Source organism: Acutalibacter caecimuris, from assembly GCF_034335085.1.
Taxonomy (GTDB): domain Bacteria; phylum Bacillota; class Clostridia; order Oscillospirales; family Acutalibacteraceae; genus Acutalibacter; species Acutalibacter caecimuris.
Map to the genome: position 1 here is coordinate 19,618 of NZ_JAWXXJ010000022.1, position 16,059 is coordinate 35,676.

The 16,059-nt window shown below is 61.4% G+C and carries 14 protein-coding genes; 3 read left to right on the forward strand and 11 right to left on the reverse strand.

Features of this window, described 5'->3' with window-relative positions; genetic code table 11:
* Positions 1-14 precede the first annotated feature (14 nt).
* From U8U01_RS12715 to prfB, 10 genes are all read right to left on the reverse strand, one after another.
* The gene (locus U8U01_RS12715) at positions 15-851 is read right to left on the reverse strand and encodes a TrmH family RNA methyltransferase (RefSeq protein ID WP_322174759.1); all 837 of its coding nucleotides are present in this window, start codon (positions 849-851) and stop codon (positions 15-17) included.
* 20 nt (positions 852-871) lie between these two features.
* Positions 872-1,897 (reverse strand): zinc-dependent alcohol dehydrogenase, encoded by a 1,026-nt coding sequence (locus U8U01_RS12720; protein WP_322174761.1) that lies wholly within the window; start codon positions 1,895-1,897, stop codon positions 872-874.
* A 65-nt stretch (positions 1,898-1,962) separates the two neighbouring features.
* Complete coding sequence (locus U8U01_RS12725; RefSeq protein WP_322174764.1) at positions 1,963-2,475, reverse strand: CarD family transcriptional regulator; 513 nt, start codon at positions 2,473-2,475, stop codon at positions 1,963-1,965.
* Positions 2,476-2,639: 164 nt separating this feature from the next.
* A complete protein-coding gene (locus U8U01_RS12730) occupies positions 2,640-3,113 on the reverse strand; it encodes a zinc ribbon domain-containing protein (RefSeq protein WP_322174766.1) in 474 nt (157 codons plus the stop codon).
* A gap of 152 nt (positions 3,114-3,265) precedes the next feature.
* The gene (locus U8U01_RS12735; RefSeq protein WP_322174769.1) at positions 3,266-4,558 is read right to left on the reverse strand and encodes an MFS transporter; all 1,293 of its coding nucleotides are present in this window, start codon (positions 4,556-4,558) and stop codon (positions 3,266-3,268) included.
* A gap of 69 nt (positions 4,559-4,627) precedes the next feature.
* On the reverse strand, positions 4,628-5,929 hold the full coding sequence (mtaB, locus tag U8U01_RS12740; RefSeq protein WP_322174770.1) for a tRNA (N(6)-L-threonylcarbamoyladenosine(37)-C(2))-methylthiotransferase MtaB: 1,302 nt from the start codon (positions 5,927-5,929) through the stop codon (positions 4,628-4,630).
* Between the two features lie 163 nt (positions 5,930-6,092).
* Positions 6,093-7,376, reverse strand: a complete 1,284-nt coding sequence (locus tag U8U01_RS12745) for an aspartate aminotransferase family protein (protein WP_322174773.1) — start codon at positions 7,374-7,376, stop codon at positions 6,093-6,095.
* Positions 7,377-7,681: 305 nt separating this feature from the next.
* A complete protein-coding gene (locus U8U01_RS12750) occupies positions 7,682-8,188 on the reverse strand; it encodes a GNAT family N-acetyltransferase (protein ID WP_322174776.1) in 507 nt (168 codons plus the stop codon).
* Positions 8,189-8,193: 5 nt separating this feature from the next.
* Positions 8,194-9,552 (reverse strand): S-layer homology domain-containing protein, encoded by a 1,359-nt coding sequence (locus tag U8U01_RS12755; protein ID WP_322174778.1) that lies wholly within the window; start codon positions 9,550-9,552, stop codon positions 8,194-8,196.
* A gap of 46 nt (positions 9,553-9,598) precedes the next feature.
* On the reverse strand, positions 9,599-10,726 hold the full coding sequence (gene prfB, locus U8U01_RS12760) for a peptide chain release factor 2 (protein WP_322174781.1): 1,128 nt from the start codon (positions 10,724-10,726) through the stop codon (positions 9,599-9,601).
* A 327-nt stretch (positions 10,727-11,053) separates the two neighbouring features.
* On the opposite strand from prfB, the gene U8U01_RS12765 reads away from it, so the two are divergent.
* On the forward strand, positions 11,054-12,085 hold the full coding sequence (locus tag U8U01_RS12765; RefSeq protein WP_322174784.1) for an RING finger protein: 1,032 nt from the start codon (positions 11,054-11,056) through the stop codon (positions 12,083-12,085).
* 230 nt (positions 12,086-12,315) lie between these two features.
* Positions 12,316-13,188 carry a UTP--glucose-1-phosphate uridylyltransferase GalU gene (gene galU, locus U8U01_RS12770; RefSeq protein WP_322174785.1) on the forward strand — a complete coding sequence of 291 codons (873 nt, stop codon included), beginning with the start codon at positions 12,316-12,318 and terminating at the stop codon, positions 13,186-13,188.
* Between the two features lie 259 nt (positions 13,189-13,447).
* On the opposite strand, the gene nrdR is transcribed toward galU, so the two are convergent.
* Positions 13,448-13,909 (reverse strand): transcriptional regulator NrdR, encoded by a 462-nt coding sequence (gene nrdR / locus U8U01_RS12775; protein WP_322174787.1) that lies wholly within the window; start codon positions 13,907-13,909, stop codon positions 13,448-13,450.
* A 214-nt stretch (positions 13,910-14,123) separates the two neighbouring features.
* On the opposite strand from nrdR, the gene U8U01_RS12780 reads away from it, so the two are divergent.
* Positions 14,124-16,049, forward strand: a complete 1,926-nt coding sequence (locus U8U01_RS12780; RefSeq protein ID WP_322174788.1) for an ABC transporter ATP-binding protein — start codon at positions 14,124-14,126, stop codon at positions 16,047-16,049.
* Positions 16,050-16,059 lie beyond the last annotated feature (10 nt).

The following is a 16,059-nucleotide window of genomic DNA, read 5'->3' on the forward strand; positions in this document are numbered from 1 at the left end:
CTTTTTATGCTTTTTTACACGGACGGTTTACAGGCCCGCTGGCGGACCGCCTCGTAGAGGAGCACGGAGCCGGCGCAGGCTACGTTAAAGGAACTGGCGGAGCCGGTTTCGGCCATGGGGATGGTGCACAGGGCGTCGCAACTCTGCTTGTAGGCATAGCAGAGGCCGTCGGTTTCGTTGCCCAGCATCAGCAGCACAGGGCCGGTAAGGTCCTGGTGGAAGAGGGGGTGCTCCCGGTGGGCGGTGGTGCCGATGACACGGAAGTTAGGGAACCGCTGCCGCAGCCCGGCCAGGAAGGCGGTGACCTCCCGGCTTTCCGCCTGCACGGCGGGCATCTGGAAAAAGGAGCCCATGGAGGCCGTGACCACCTCCGGGTCGTACAGGTCTACCCCGTGGCCGGTGAGGATGAGCCCGTCGGCCCCAAAGCCGTCGCAGGAGCGCAGCAGGGTGCCCAGGTTCCCCCGGTTGGAGGGGCGGTCGAACAGCACCAGCAGGGGGTTGGGGCGGATGGGCAGGGCCGAGAGGCCGCCGGGGCGCATTTTGACCACGGCCAGCAACTCAGAGGCCTCCTCTTTGCCGCTGAGCTCGTCCATCAGCACAGGGGCAAGGCGGTAGTGGACCCCGGCGGGCACATCCCGCAGCATCCCCCGCGCCCAGCCGGACAGGGGTCTGCCCTGGGCGAACAGGAAGGCTTCGATCTGCCAGCCGTTTTTGACGGCCTGGTTGATGTTCCGCACACCCTCTACAAAGAATGCGCCGTACCGGTGGCGCTTGTTGCGGTTGGTTTTCAGCACCTGGAATTTCTGGAATTCGGCCCCCCGGCTGTGGATATCGCATATGGTCTGCTTCATGGCTGTACCATCCTGTCCTGTCATTCCTGTACGTCGATGAGCACCTTCATGGTGGACTCCCGGTGGGCGTCTATGTACTGGTAGGCCTCCAGATACTGGCGGAAGGGGAACCGCTTGGACAGCAGGGGCAACAGCCGCACCTGCCCCTGGGCTGCCAGCCGGATGGCGGTTTCGTAGTCCTCGCTGCGGTACATCATGGAGGTGTTCAGGTCCAATTCGTGGTCGTTGAGCACGGCCAGGTCGATATGGGCCTGGCCGGCGAACACCGCCACCAGGATAATGGTGCTGCCCTTGCGGGCGTGGGCAATGGCCTGACCCATGGTGGTGTCATTGCCGGCGCAGTCATAGATCACATCGGCCTTATCGGGGCCAAAGCAGGCGAGGAGGGCCTCGCCGAAATCCTGCGCAGCGGTGTTGACGCAGTAGTCGGCACCGCATTCCCGTGCTTTTTCCAGCCGCAGGGGGCTGACATCGGTGATCATCACCCGCCGGGCGCCCATGCCTTTGGCGGCCTGGGCCACCAGAATACCAATGGGCCCGGCCCCCAGCACACAAACATCCTTGCCGCTGATCTCCCCGGCCCGGCGCACCGCGTGGACGGCCACGGCCAGGGGCTCGATCATGGCGCCCTCTACCAGGCTCATGGTATCGGGCAGGGGGGTCACTTTTTGGGCATCGACGGCAAAGTACTGGGAGGCCATGCCGGTGGTCTGGAAACCCATGACCCGCAGGTCCTCGCACAGGTTGTACTTGCCGTTGCGGCAGGGCCAGCATTGGCCGCACACCACCTGGGGCTGTATGGTGACTTTTTGGCCGGGGCTAAGGCCGGTGACAGAGGGCCCCAGCTTTTCAATGATGCCGGAAACCTCGTGGCCCTGGGTGACGGGGTAGCTGGTAAAGGGGTGCTCCCCGTGGTAGACGTGGATATCAGAGCCGCAGACGCCGATCTCCATGATTTTAATGAGCACTTCCCCTGGGCCGGGCTCCGGCGTGGGGACCTGCCGGAACGCAATGGCGCCGGGGGCGGTCATAACCTGTTGGAGCATAAGATGTACCTCCTGACTTTCCGCGGCAGGGGCCGCTGGGTGAATTTTGTAAAGCGAGGTGCTTGTCAGCCAGCTTGCAGGCTCTCCACCCGCGCGTCAATGTAGCCCTGCACCTCGTCCTTGGGGATGCCCAGCGCAGCGGCCAGTTCGCCGAACAACAGCTCTTCGGCCTGCTTGAGAAAGCGCTCGTCTACACTGCCGAATTTCCGTTTCAGCCGCAACTGCGCCCTCTTTTTGCTGCGCAAGGACACGGCCAGAACCATCCAGTCCTGGCAGTCGTGGCTTTTCAGCATGGCGCCGTATTGCTCGGCCAGCGCCCGGTTGGGTTTGCCGCTGGGGAGAGGGCAATCCAGGGTGGGGATCAGCCCAATCAACCGGTCGGCCTCTTCGCGGGAAATGATGGGACGCAAGAACACCTTGTCCGACGCCACAGGGACGGAGATCACACAGGCCTTATACAGCGGCTGCAAAACATAATACAACTGCTGGCCAATGTCTGAAAACGCCTGTTCCTTTATCTCGGCCACCCGGCAGACCCCTGTGCTGCCGTATTGGACCAACTGCCCTACTTGATACATGGCTTACCCCCCTAAATATAGTATTTTTCGCCGTATACGGAGGGGATCTCCGTGGTCCATACGGCCTTATTGCTATTATTATACCATATTTTGAGAGAAAATGTAAGCGAAAAAGCGAAAAAGAAAGTTTTTTTCAAAAATGGGGAATCAGATCCGAAAGATAGTCACCATACGCCGTTGGTGACCCAGTAGGGCAGGATGCCGGTGTCGCTGAGGACGATCATCAGGCGGATCAGCAGGCCGATAAGGGACAGCACGATGCCGGCTACAGCCAGGCCCCGGGTCCTATCGCCCCGGAACCCCAGCGCGGAGGACACCAGGCCCAGGGGCAGCAGCACAAGGCTGGTGTAAAAATACCCCACAATGGAGGCGACAAAGCCCAACACTGTACAGACGTCCATCCATGTAAAGGTTTTATGTTGATAGGGCAGCACAGGCGGCGGTGGAGGCATAGGGGCGCGGGGCACAAAGGCAGGGGGCGGCACAGGGGCGGGCTGGGGCGTGGGCGGGTAGGGGGCAGGCGGCGGGGCCGCTACCCCGGAAACCCCGGCGGCAGTAGGGAAAAGCGCTGCCCCGCACCGTTGGCAGGCAGGGGCGTCCAGCGGGTTTAGCTGGCCGCAGTTTGGGCATGGACGCATAGAGGGCACCTCCTAAAGGTAAAGTACAAAACAAGCAACCAAAGATTGCCAGCAAGGGCCGGGCTTGCGCGGAAACGCTTGCTGTAAAGGCAAAAGCTTTGCGAGATAGAAAGCTGTAAAGGGAAAGCCTTGCTATTGGAGAGGGCTACGGACTAGCCCTGCTTGTGTTCCATCTGGCGGCGGCCTACCAGCAGTAGGGCAAGGCCCACCAGGAACAGCAGGGACAGGCTGATGACCCCTATGGAGTCCCGGCCGGTCAGTTGGGTGAACAGGGCCACCAGCAGGGGGCCGATCACGGCGGCGAATTTGCCGAAGATGTCAAAGAAACCGAAGTATTCGTTGGAGCGCTCGGCGGGGATGAGCTTGCCGAAATGGGAGCGGGAAATGGCTTGGATGCCCCCCTGCACGGTACCCACCAGGAAAGCCATACACCAGAACAGCACCAGCGAAAGCTGTAGGGCTGCCGGGTCGCCGGGGTGGTTTTCAATGTTAAAGCCCATATAGAAACCCACCAAGGTGATGAAAAAGTAGATGCCTACCGCCCCGCAGAGCAGCCGCAGGGCCCCCCAACGGCCTGCCAGCCTGCCGAACAGGATGGAGAAGGGTACGGCCACGATCTGGGTCATCAATAGGGCCAGGATCATGCTGATATTGTCCAGCCCCAGCTTGGAGCCGTAGGAGGTGGACACGGAAATGATGGTGCCCACGCCGTCGATATAGAAGAAATACGCCAGGATAAACAGGAAGATGTGCTTTTGGGAGAAGATATCCTTGGCGGTGTGCAGCAGGTTGGAGAGGGTGGAACGCACCAGCCCCTTTTGCGCCTGGATGTAATGGATTTGCCGGACATTGCGCAGGAAGGGGATACTGAACACAGCCCACCACAGGCTGGTAAGCGCAATAACCAGCTTAAAGGCCAACATATTGTCCATACCCATCACAAACAGGAGGATGATGGACAGGATGAAGGGGATGGTGCTGCCGCCGATGTACCCCATGGCGTACCCCCAGGAGGAAACCCGGTCCATGCGCTCGGTGGTGGTCACATCGGTGAGGAAGGAGTCATAGAACAGGCAGGAGCCGGAGAAACCGATGTGGGAGATTACATAGCCCACCAGCAGCATCCGGTACTCGCTGAACAGGGCGCTGGCCAGGGTGAACAGCACCCCGATGGCCAGAAAGGCCGCGAAAAGCCGCATTTTGTGGCCTTTGTGGTCTGCCAGAGCCCCCAGAACCGGGGCCAGGATGGCCACCACGAAGGTGGAAATGGACGTGCCGTAGGACCAGAGCACCAGGTTATCGGCCCCGTTTGCCTGGCAGACGCTGCCAAAATAAATGGGGAAGATGACCGCCAGGATATTGGTGGCGTACACGGAGTTGGCCCAATCGTACAGGATCCAGCTTTTTTCGGTCTTGGTGAACTTTTTCTCGTTGGTTTTTGCCATGCGGCAACACCCCTTTCCCTTATATGATTACATATTTTGGACAAAAAAGCAAGGGGTGATAAGAATTTTTTATTCAAAAGCCGGTTCTGTTAGCTGGCCTATACAGAATTCCTCCTCCACGCCGGTGAGCAGGACCGGCAGCAGGCGGCCGGAAAGGTCTACGGGGCTTGGCACCCGCACCGGGGTGTAGTTGGCGGTACAGCCCTCATACAGGCCGGGGGCGCAGGGGCGCTCGAAGAGTACCGCCTCCCGGCGGCCCAACTGGCAGGCAAAGAAAGCCTGCCGGGTTTCGCGGGCAACGGCCTGCATCTGGCGGCTGCGGGTTTCTTTTTCGGCGGCGCTGACCTGCTGGGGCAGGCGGTCGGCCACGGTGCCGGGGCGGCGGGAGTAGGCGAACACGTGCACCTTTGCGAAGGCCAGCTCCCGGGCAAAGGCCAGGGAGGCGGCAAACTCCTCCGGGGTTTCGCCGGGAAAGCCCACCATGATGTCGGTGGTAATAGCACAGTTGGGGAAGGCCTCCCGCAGGCGGGTGGCGATCTCCCGGTAATCACCGGCGGTGTAGTGGCGGTTCATGCGCCGGAGGGTGGCGGTGCAGCCGCTTTGCAGGGACAGGTGGAACTGGGGGCAAAGCTTGGGCTGGGCCTGCATACGGGCTATGACCGCCGGGGTGAGCCGCTCCGGCTCCAGGGAGCCCAGGCGGATGCGGGCGATGCCGGGGATGGTACAGGCAGCCTCTACGGCGTCGCACAGGGCCAGGCCCAGATCCTGGCCATAGGCGGGCAGGTTGATGCCGGTGAGTACCACCTCCTGATAGCCGGCCGCAGCCAGGTCGGCCACCTCGGCGGCAATATCCCCCACAGGCTTGGAACGCACCCAGCCCCGGGCAAAGGGGATGATGCAGTAGGCGCAGTAGCGCTCGCAGCCGTCCTGGATCTTCAGGAAGGCCCGTGTGTGGCCGCTTAGGCCCCGGACAGCCATAGGCTCGAAGGCCTCGCCCTTTTGGTGGGGGGCAATGTCCACAATGCGCTGCCCCTGGGCCAGGAACTGGCGGATGTGTCCCCCCAGCCCGGCCCGGCCGGCGTTGCCCAGCACAATGTCGGCCTCGGAAAGGGCGGCGGCTTGCTGGGGGAAGGCCTGGGGCCAGCAGCCCGTAAGCACAGCCACCGCGCCGGGGTTCTGGCGTTTCAGCCGGCGCAAGGCCTGGCGGGCTTTCTGGTCGCTTTGGGCGGTGACGGTACAGGAATTGACCACCACCACGTCCGCGGGCCCCTCCCCGGCGGGAAGGAACCCCTGTTGCAGCAGGACCTCCCGCATCACCTCGGTTTCATACTGGTTGACCTTGCAGCCCAGGGTGAAAAACTTTACTGTCATAAAGGCACCTCACAAAAATCATAACGGCAACAGGGGGACGGGGCGCCATGCCGGCACAGTGGCGCCACATTCCAAACAGCGGACGGGCCTGATCCCGATGGGGATAGAACCGTCCGCTTGGTTTACTGCTGCCTGGGATTGGCCGGCCCACAGGGACCGGTTATTACGCCAATACCGTTTCTTTGACCGCGCTTTCCAGAATCTCCAGCCCCTGGCGCAGGGTTTCTTCCTCGATGATCAGGGGGGGCATGACCTTGACCACGGTGTTGCCCCGGCCGACCCGCTCTACAATGAGCCCCTGCCGGAAGGCGGCATCCAGGACCCGCTTGCTGGCTGTGCCGGGGGCCTGGCCGCCGTCGCAGCCGGCCAGGTCGATGCCCCACACAAAGCCCACGCCCCGGGTGGTGATCTTCTCCGGCACCAGGGCGGTGATCCGCTCCATGGCCCCGGCTAGGATTTTTTCCTGGCTGCGCACCCGTTCCTCCACCTTCTCGTTGAGCATCAGCTCCAGCCCGGCCTTTGCCGCTACCATAGACAGTTGGTAGCCCCGGAAGGTGCCGTTGTGCTCCCCGGGCTCCCAGACGTCCAGCGCGGGCTTGATGAGCACCAGCGCGAAGGGCATACCGTAGCCGCCAATGGACTTGGACTGGGTAACGATGTCCGGCACAATGCCCGCCCGCTGGAAGGAGAAGAACCAGCCGGTACGGGCGCAGCCTACCTGCACGTCGTCCACGATCAGCAAAATGTCGTGACGGTCGCACAGGGCCCGGAGATCTTGCAGGTACGGAACAGGCAGGGGGTAGATGCCCCCGTCCGCCTGGGTGGTTTCCAAAATAATGGCGGCGGGTTTCTCGACGCCGGAGTGGTCGTCGGTAAGCAGGGTTTCCATATACCGGATGGTGTCCAGTTCCGGGAACATATAGGGGGCGGGTATATGGGTGACATGGCCCAAAGGCACCCCGGCCCCCGCCCGGCTGGCGGCATCGGTGGTCAGGGCGATGGAGCCCAAAGTCATGCCGTGGAAGGCGCCCATCAGCGCAAAAATGCCCGGGCGCTTTTTGACCTTGCGGGCCAGTTTTAAGGCGGCCTCTACGGCGTTGGTGCCGGTAGGGCCGGGGAATTGCAGCTTATAATCCAGCCCCCGGGGTTTGAGCACGTTCTCCTCATAGAACTGGATAAAGTCCCGCTTGGGCTGGGTGTACATATCCAACGCGTGCATGACGCCGTTGCTTTGCAGGTACTCCACCAGCCTGTCCCGAATGAAGGGGGGGTTGTGGCCGTAGTTCAGCGCGCCTGCGCCGCAGAAAAAGTCGATATACGCTTTGCCGCCTTCGTCATAGAGGAAGGGGCCTTGGGCGGTGGTGAATACCGCCGGAAAGTTGCGGCAATAGGAGCGTACCTCCGACTCGTAGGTTTCAAAAGCCTGGGTGTTTTGCGTAGGGCACATAGTTACCATCCTTTCTACCACGGGAGCTGCCCGTGATTCAGCGATCAACGCCCGGAAAGCCTGGGGCTTGGGCCGGACGGGGCTGTTCGCCCAACCCGGAAAGGCCGGGTGGGCCAGCGGCAAGGGCCAATGGGTTTCCGTTATTTTGGCCTGGACTGTATTTTAGCACATTTCGCCGGGAAAGGGAAGGGGCTGGAAGAAAGTTTACAAAATACTTGCCGGGCGGAGAAGGCCCGGCTGGGGGAGCGCCTGCCAAAAAGCCCCCCGCCACATGGGGCGGGAGGCTTTTTGTGTGGGTATCCGGTTTACGGGCGCCGGGTGTCGAAGAAGAACACATCCCCTGGCGTGCCGTCCGCGTAGGCGGCGTCGGGCCGGCTTTCCAGCCGGTAGGTACCATGGGTATAGGCCCCGACCACATGATCCCAGAACCCTACCGAGGGCAGGTTTTTGGGGTGGCGCTTTAGCTGCCAGGTGCCCTGGAAACGGTGGAATAGCTGCTGGGCAGCCCAGGAGCCCAGGCCGCAGCGGCGGTACTTGTGCATCACAAAAAACTCGGACATACAGTAGTCGGTCTTGCCGCATTCGGGGTAATCGTTTACCATGGCGAACCCTGCCAGTTGGCCGTCCGCCTTTAGGAAGAAAGGCCAGCGGCCCTCCTCGGTCCAGTAGCTGTCCAGGTAGCTGTAGCCGTACAGGCCCAGGGGGTTCACGTCGGAAAGCTCGTACTGGGAGAACTCGTAGAGGTATTTCTCCAGCAGGTTGCGCAGGATCTCTTTCTCATATTCTTTGACGGGGATCAATTCAAAACCCATCTTGCTCACTCCTTTGTATGGGCAGTGTCATATATCTTCTGCGAGGCGCCATACAGGGACAGGCCCGCATCCAGGGCGCTGCCGGCCTGGGCCGCGGCCAGGCGCTTGTTTACCTGGGCGGCGATATCCCCGTGGCGGTTGTACAGGTACTCTCCGGGGCAGGACTTATCCGCGAACCAGCGGTGTACGGTCATGTTTTGGCGGCTGACCTGCCCGATGAGGGAGGGGTCCCCCTGCCACCGCAGTTGGGTGATGCCGTTGCGCTGGCAGATGTCCGTGACCAGGTCGATCAGGGTTTCGTATGCCTGGGAGGACACCGGCCACAGGGGGCCGCCGCCGTTGTTGGCCACCTCGATGGTAACGGCCCGGTTGTCGTTGGAGGAGGAGGAACTGCACCAGGAGCGGTTGCGCTCATCTACATACAGGGCGATGCGCCCGTCGCTGCCAATGGCGTAGTTGCTGCTGGCCTGGCGCTTGGGGTCGGCGAACAGCTCGCCGCACTGCTCTACGGTCATGTCCCCGGCCATGCAGTGTATGGTGATGGTGTCGATGCTGTGGTTCCGCCGGCCGGAGTGGTTGGGGGACATCTGCACATAATCGACCAGCTTGCTGTTGCCCCCCTGGTTTTTGGGGCGGGGTTCCGGCGTGCCCTGGGGCTCCTCCCACTGGGCAAGGGAGCGGTAGGGCTCATAGTAGCCGCGGATGTACCCGGCCAACTGGGCCCGGGTAAAGGTGGCCTGGGGGTCCAGCCTGTCCGGGCCGGAGTGGCCGGCCATGATCCCGGCCTGCACAGCCCAGTTCATGGCGCCCTTTGCACTGGGGCTTACCAGAGCCCGGTCGGTAAAGCGGTCCAGGTATGTACCCGCAAGCCGGATCTCCTCGCCCAAAGCGTCCTCCCGCAGGCGCTGGAAGAGCAGGGCCATCTGCTCCCGGCTGACGGCCTCGTCGGGGTAGAAATGCTTATCCTCGGCGCCGCTGTCTATGCCGGCGTTATAGGCCCAGAAAATGGCCCGGCGCTGGGGATGCCCGGCGATGTCCACCAGGGGGCAGTCCATGCCGGCCACACTGGGGGCGCCGGCCATGGCGTAAAGGACGGCGGCGGCCTGGGCACGGGTGACGGTTTCATCCGGGCCGAAAACACCCTCCTGTAGGGGAGCCATGTAGCCGTTTTCCACGCAATAGCGGATATCCCGCTTGGCCCAGTGGGTCTGTACGTCCGCAAGGCCCGCCAGGGGGTCGCCGGCCTCTGCGGCGGAGGCGGTGCAGGCGGTAAAAAGCAGGCACAGCATCAGCAGCATGGCAACCAGCCGGAAACCCGGCCTGCCTACGGGGGCCCGCATATCCCTATGGCTGTATTGGTTCATAAAGCATTGACCTTCCGTTTTTTGTAGTGGCCCCTGCCGGGGCGGGTCATTCCAGGCCCTCTTGCAGGGCGTTGCGGCTTTTGGCGGAGAGATAGGCGTTGATGAACCCGTCCAGCTCCCCGTCCATCACCGCATTGACATTCCCGGTTTCAAAGCCGGTGCGGTGATCTTTGACCATGGTGTAGGGCATAAAGACGTAGGAGCGGATCTGACTGCCCCAGGTGATCTCCTTCTGCTCGCCCTTGATGTCGCTGATCTTTTCCAGGTTTTCCCGCTCCTTGATCTCCACCAGCTTGGAGATCAGCATTTTCATGGCCACGTCCCGGTTCTGGTACTGGCTGCGCTCTACCTGGCAACTGACCACAATGCCTGTGGGGATGTGGATGAGCCGCACAGCGGAGGAGGTCTTGTTGACCTTCTGCCCGCCGGCGCCGGAGGCCCGGTAGACTTCCATCTTAATATCGTCGGGGCTGATCTCCACGGAGTTGTCCTCCTGGATCTCCGGCATGACCTCCAGGGAAGAGAAGGAGGTGTGCCGCCGGCCGGCCGCGTCAAAGGGGGAAACCCGCACCAGCCGGTGCACGCCCATTTCGCCCTTCAGGTAGCCGTAGGCGTTTTCGCCCTCTACCAGCACGGAGGCGGATTTGAGGCCGGCCTCGTCCCCGTCCAGGTAGTCCAGGGTAGTGACTTTAAAGCCACGGCGCTCGGCCCAGCGGTTGTACATACGGAAGAGCATCTCCGCCCAGTCCTGGGCCTCGGTGCCGCCGGAGCCCGCGTGGAAGGTGAGGATGGCGTTGTGGCCGTCATACTCGCCGGTGAGCAGGGTGGAAAGGTGCATGGTTTCTATCTCTTTGGCAATGCCGTCCAGCTCGGCCTCAATCTCTTCCAGCAGGGAGAGGTCCTCGGCCTCGTCCCCCAGTTCGATCAGGGCGGCGGCGTCCTCGCACCGGGCGCACAGGCGCTGGTAACCCTCGTCTTTGGCCTTTAGCCCGGCCATACGCTGGGTGATTTTCTGGGCGTTCTGCATATCGTCCCAAAAGCCCGGCTCGGCGGATTTGTGTTCCAGCATCTCCACCTCTTCCCGCAGGCGGGCAAGGCCCAGGGCGCCGCTGAGGGTGGCAAGGGCCTCTTGCTGGCCGGCAAGGCGGCGGCCCAGTTCTTCAAATTGCAGCATATATCTTCACTCGCTTTCCATAGGTTTCCACAGTATGGGCAGGGCAGTGGGGGCGCGCCCCGACGCGGCGGTACATCCCCCGTATCCGCACGGTGTAAAGGTTATTCCTCATTATTATAACGGATGGGGGCGAAAATGTAAAGGGCCAATCCGCAGAGGGCGGCCAAAAGCGCGGGCAGGGGCCGGTGTCCGGCCAATTTGTTAACAGAATGAAAATTCCCCCCATGCCCATTGAACTTTCTGACAAAATCGTGTACAATAACCATGATACGGAATGGACAGCACGGAATTGGTAAACTATGAATGGAAAAGGAATGGATTTCGGTTATGATTGATTTTACCGGAATAAAGTGCCCGGTTTGCGGCGTGGCGTTTAAGGAGGGGGACGACGTTGTGGTGTGCCCCCAGTGCGGCGCGCCCTACCACCGGGACTGCTACAACCAAGAGGGCAGATGTATCTTTACCGGCCTGCACGAGGCGGGGGAGGAGTGGAAACCGCCTGCGCCCCCCAAGCCGCCGGAGGCGGCCGTGCGGGTAAAGGACAAGGAATGCCCGGTTTGCGGCTGCCTGAACGACCGGGACGCCGCTGCCTGTGCCCGCTGTGGGAATGACCTGCGGCGGCCCCAGCAGGCCGTGCCCCCCGGCCCGGCCCAGGCGCCCCCGCCCTATAACCCCTATGGGGCCCCCCAGCGGGGCGGGTATGGTGTGCCGCCCTTTGTCTTTGACCCGATGGGCGGGGTGAACCCGGCGGATGTGCTGGATACGGGGGTGAGCTTTGGGGATGTTTCCAAGCTGGTGCGGCAGAATACCACCTATTATATGCCGGTGTTCCGCTATATCAAGCAGACAGGGAAGAACAAGTTCAACTTTTCGGCGTTCCTGTTCTCCGGGGCGTGGATGCTGTACCGCAAGCAGTACAAGGGCGGCGCCTTGGTGACGGGGCTGATGTTCCTGCTTTACCTGCTGTACCTGGGGGCGTCGGTGTTTGTGGCTACGCCCGCGCTGTTGCTGCTGATGGAGGAGGCCGGGATGGACCCTACCCAGGGCTTTGCCCCCAGCAGCGCCCAGATGCTTATTATTTCCCAGCGCATGGCCACGGAACCGGGGCTGTATTTGCAGATATGCCTGCCGATGCTGTGCCTTTTGGCGATGCTGGTGGTGATGGTTGTGGTGGGGATGCGGGGCAACAAGATGTACCTGAAACACTGTGTTAAGACCGTGCGGCAGGTAAAGGCGGCCAATGTGGCCGACGAGCCCACCATGACCTTGGACGACAAGGGCGGGGTGAACACCTCCATTGCCATTTGTATGTTTGTGTGCTATTTCCTGCTGGTGAACGTGGTGCCGCTGCTACTTTAGGCAGGGCAAGGGAACCGCTTGCGGGTTGTGCAAAACAGTTGGGCGATTTGGGCCCATACTTTTGCTTTTTGTGAGAAAAGCTGGAAATAGGGAGAAAAAGGGGGCTGCGGGTGGTGATCCCGCTGTAGGGGAAGGGCGCAGCCCGGCTGAAAGCCCCCCCTTTTTGGCAGGGCCCGGAACCCTTTGGCGGGCCCAAAAGCGCAGTTAAAAAAAGAGGAGATGAAGGCAGGATGCGGATAAGGAAAGCGGTCATCCCCGCAGCGGGGCTGGGTACCAGGGTGCTACCGGCGACCAAGGCTATGCCCAAAGAGATGCTACCGATTGTGGACAAGCCGGCTATCCAATACATTGTAGAGGAGGCGGCGGCGGCGGGGATTGAGGATATCCTCATCATCACCAACCGGGGCAAGGGCCTGCTGGAGGACCACTTTGACCGGGCCCCGGAACTGGAGGAGCGCCTGGCTGCCGACCCCGGTAAATCGGCCATACTAGAAGAAGTGCAGGGCATCAGCCGGCTGGCCAACATATGGTATGTGCGGCAGAAAGAAACCAGGGGCCTGGGCCACGCGGTGAACTGCGCCCGTAACTTTATAGGGAACGAGCCCTTTGCGGTGCTGTACGGCGACGACGTGATCATCGGGGAGGACCCGGCCTGCGGCCAGTTGATACGGGCTTATGAGAAGTACGGCCTGGGGGTAGTGGGGGTAAAGAAGGTTTCGGCAAAGGCGATACGCAAGTACTCCTCGCTGAAGGTGGAGCCTTTGGAAGAGGGGCGGTTCCGGTGCACGGATATGGTGGAAAAACCCCGGCCCGGCGAGGAATTTTCCCTATATTCCATACTGGGGCGCTGTGTGCTGCCGCCGGAAATCTTCGACATACTGGACGGGACCCGGCCGGGCGCGGGCGGGGAAATACAACTGACCGACGCTATGAAAACCCTGGCCCGCCGGGACGGGATGGTGGCGGTGGACTTTACCGGCAAGCGCTATGACATGGGAAATAAGCTGGGCGTGATGCAGGCCGGGGTGGAAGTGGCCCTGGGGCACCCGGAGATCGGGGAGAGTTTTAGGGCCTATTTGAAGGAGCTTGCCAAGGGGCTGTGAGCCCTGTTTTTGCAGGATAGCCCTGCCTTTTATGCAAAATGCGCCCCCAAAGCCGCTGTTTACAGGGGGATAGCGGGGCGGTAGTACCCGGTTATGGGGGCGGTAACCGGGGGATTAGAGATAACTAATCGGGCGGTATGGGGCAGGTATTGGAGGCGGGGGCCGTCCAAAAGGTGTGGAAAGGGAGAAAAAACCAGACGCGGCGGTTTTGGCGCGTCTGGTTTTCCTGGTGGGCTGTGTGGGGGCCGGCGGGAGGGGCTTAGGACTGCTTGCTGCTGATGATTTTGCTGAGCTCCTCCATAAAGCTATTGATGTCTTTAAACTGGCGGTAGACGGAGGCGAAACGTACATAGGCCACCTCGTCTACGGTTTTCAGCTTTTCCATAGCGTAGGTGCCGATGCGCTGGGAGGAAACCTCCTTATCCAGCGAGTTCTGAAGCAGCACCTCGATCTCACTGACAATATGCTCCAGGGTCTCCAGAGCTACCGGGCGCTTTTCGCAGGCGCGCAGCAGGCCGTTGAGCAGCTTTTGGCGGTCAAAGGCCTCGCGGGAGCGGTCCTTCTTGATCACCACGATGGGTATGCTCTCGATGATCTCGTAGGTGGTGAACCGCTTGGCGCACTTTAGGCACTCCCGGCGGCGGCGGATGCGCTCGTTCTCGTCCGTGGGGCGGGAATCTACCACTTTGCTCTCGGTATATCCGCAGTAGGGGCATTTCACAGTTATAACATCTCCCTTAATTCTGGATGTTTTTGATTATACACGATGTTGCGGCTAAAAGCAAGGTGTTTGGAGAAATACTTACCATAAAAAAGATGGAAAGATCATATTGAGATAGATACAGAGGAATTTTTTTGCCCCCTGCCCGGCGCCGGCCTGGCGGCGGCCCCGGCTGCGCGCCATATGGGCCTGGGGGGAAAGGAGTGGACTATATATGGCGATTTTAACGGTGAAAGACCTCTCCCTAAGTTTTGGGGAGGAAAAGATACTGGAAAGCGCTACCTTTGAGATGCAGAAGGGGGAACGGGTGGGGCTGGTGGGGGTGAACGGCAGCGGCAAGACCAGCCTGTTTAAGGCCCTGACCGGGGAATATACCCCGGACGGGGGCGTGGCGGTGTTTGCCAAGGACGCCCGGCCCGGCTATATGGAGCAGCACGTGTGCCGGGACTTTGACAAGACCGCCTTTGAAGAGGTGATGACCGTGTTTGCCCCCCTGACCGCTATGGAAAGGGAGCTGGAGGCCCTGGCGGCCCGGCTTTCCGGCGGGGCGCCGGAGGAGGAGATGGAGGGGCTGATTTTGCGGCAGGCGGAACTGAACGACCGGTTTGTGGACGGGGGCGGGCTTACCTGCCGCTCTAGGGCCAGGAGCACGCTGCTGGGGCTGGGCTTTACCCAGGAACAGACGGAGAACCGGGTGGGGGTGCTTAGCGGCGGGCAGAAAGCCAAGCTTCAACTGGCGAAAATGCTGCTGGGTGGGGCCAACCTGCTGCTGCTGGACGAGCCCACCAACCATCTGGACATCAACGCGGTGGAATGGCTGGAGGGCTTTTTGTTGGGGTATACCGGGGCTTACATTGTCATCTCCCATGACCGGTACTTTTTGGACAAGGTTACGGAGCGTACCTTGGAGATGCAGGGCAAGACCGTGGACTCGTATAAGGGCAACTACAGCCGGTACCTGGAACTGCGGGCGGAAAAACGGCTGGCCGCCCAGCGGGTGTATGAGAGCACCCAGAAGGAGATCAAGCGCATTGAGGGGATTATTGAGCAGCAGCGCCGGTGGAACCAGGAGCGCAACTATGTGACCATTGCCAGCAAACAGAAGGCCATTGACCGGCTGGAGGCCACGCTGGAGAAACCCGAAGCGGACCCGGAATCCATCCGGTTCCAGTTCCATGCCAGCAGACGGAGCGGGGACGACGTGCTGACCGCCCAGGGGCTGCGGCTTTCGTTTAACGGGCAGGCGCCTATTTTTCAGGACGTGGACTTGGAGATCAAGCGGGGCGAGAAGATTTTCCTCATTGGCCCCAACGGCTGCGGCAAGACCAGCCTGTTTAAGATTTTGCTGGAGCAGTACCGGCCGGATGCGGGCTTTGTGCGCATAGGCGCGGGGGTGGACCTGGGGTACTATGAGCAGTCCCAGTTGAGCCTGCACGACGAGAAGGAGGTTATAGACGAGATATGGGACTTGCACCCCCGGATGAGCCAGACCGAGGTGCGCAACGCCCTGGCGGTGTTCCTGTTTAAGGGGGAGGATGTGTTTAAGCCGGTGGGGGCTTTGAGCGGCGGGGAGCGGGCCAGGATCTTGCTGCTGAAACTGATGCTCTCGAAGGCGAACTTTTTGCTGCTGGACGAGCCCACCAACCACCTGGACATAGGCTCTTGCGAGGCGCTGGAGGAGGCGCTGTTGGGGTATGACGGCACGCTGTTTGTGGTTTCCCACGACCGGTATTTGATCAACAAGCTGGCGGACAAGGTGTATGTGCTGGGGAAGGCCGGGGCCACCCTGTACCGCGGCAACTACGACGATTACCTGGCGCAGCGGGAGGCCATAGAGGCCATAGAGGAAAAGCGGGCCGCGCCCAAGGTGAACCTGTACAAGCAGCGCAAAGAGCGGGACGCGGAGGTGCGCCGCCGCCGGGCGGCCCTGGCCCGGCTGGAAAAGGAGATAGAGGAGAACGACACCCGGAAAGGGGCGCTGGAGGCGCAGCTTGGCGACCCGGAGATAGCCGCGGACTACCAGAAGGTAGGGGAGCTATCGGAGGAGATTGGGCAGTTGGCGGCCAGGGCGGAAGAACTGCTGCTGGCCTGGACCGAGCTTTCGGAGCAGGTGGAGGCGGACAGGGCCAGGGAGGGCTGACCGGCTTTGC